Raw genomic sequence first — 1,207 nt, 5'->3', positions numbered from 1 at the left:
GCGACGTCCCCCCGGTTTTGAGTAGCACGGCGATTTGGAGTCCAATCCCGCAACCCAAGGAGATTGGACGTGAAGAAGCGTTTTACCGAGGAACAGATCATCGGCTTCCTGCGTGAGGCCGATGCCGGCATGGCGGTGAAGGACCTGTGCCGACGGCACGGATTCAGCGAAGCCTCGTACTACCTGTGGCGCAGCAAATTCGGCGGGATGAGCGTGCCGGACGCGAAGCGGCTGAAGGAGCTGGAGGCGGAGAACGCCCGGCTGAAGAAGCTGCTGGCCGAACAGATGTTCGAGAACGACGTGATCAAGGACGTCCTGCGAAAAAAGCCGTGACCGCACCCGTCCGGCGCGACGTGGTGCGACAGATGATCGTGAAGGGACTGAGCGAACGGCGGGCGCTGGCGGCGGTGCGGATGAGCGCCAGCGCGTATCGCTATGCACCACGGCCCGACCGCAATGTCGAGCTGCGTGCGCGGATCCTGGCATTGGCGCAGCGGCACAAGCGCTATGGCGTCGGGATGATCCACCTCAAGCTTCGTCAGGCGGGAATGCACGTGAACTACAAGCGCGTGGAGCGGCTGTATCGGGAGGCACAGTTGCAGGTGCGGCGACGCAAGCGCAAGAAGGTGCCGGTTGCCGAGCGACAGCCGCTGCTGCGGCCGTCCGCAGCCAACCAGGTGTGGTCGATGGACTTCGTGTTCGATCGCACCGCCGAGGGGCGCGTGCTCAAGTGCCTGACGATCGTCGACGACGCCACCCACGAGGCGGTGGCGATCGAGGTGGAGCGTGCGATTTCCGGCTTGATGCTGACGCGGATCCTAGACCGTCTGGCGCTCAGTCGCGGCCTGCCCCAGGTGATCCGCACCGACAACGGCAAGGAGTTCTGCGGCAAGGCCATGGTGAGTTGGGCGCATGCGCGCGGCGTCGCGCTGCGCCTGATCGAGCCCGGCAAGCCGAACCAGAATGCGTACATCGAGTCCTTCAACGGCCGCCTGCGCGATGAATGCCTCAACGAGCACTGGTTCATCGGCCTGCTGCAGGCCCGTACCGTCATCGAAACCTGGCGGCGTGAATACAACGAGGAGCGGCCGAAAAAAGCACTCGGCGGCCTGACGCCCGCCGCCTATGCACGACAACTCGCGGCCAATACCGCTACGATGAGCACCGGACTCTAAACAGCCCCGCTACTGAAGACGGGAGGACGTCG

General features: G+C 64.4%; 1 protein-coding gene. It reads left to right on the top strand.

The features are described from left to right. Positions 1 to 129 precede the first annotated feature (129 nt). Positions 130 to 1,175 (top strand): IS3 family transposase gene (locus MKP15_RS16940; protein ID WP_240213502.1). Its coding sequence is split into 2 segments (ribosomal slippage): positions 130 to 328 and positions 328 to 1,175, totalling 1,047 coding nucleotides; the frame shifts between segments, so codons are not numbered across the junction. The last annotated feature ends 32 nt before the right edge of the window (positions 1,176 to 1,207 follow it).

Origin of the sequence: Stenotrophomonas sp. Y6 (assembly GCF_022436665.1) — a bacterium.
Taxonomy (GTDB): domain Bacteria; phylum Pseudomonadota; class Gammaproteobacteria; order Xanthomonadales; family Xanthomonadaceae; genus Stenotrophomonas; species Stenotrophomonas acidaminiphila_A.
Note: the sequence above shows the minus strand (reverse complement) of the source record. Positions and strands in the feature narration are given on the sequence as shown.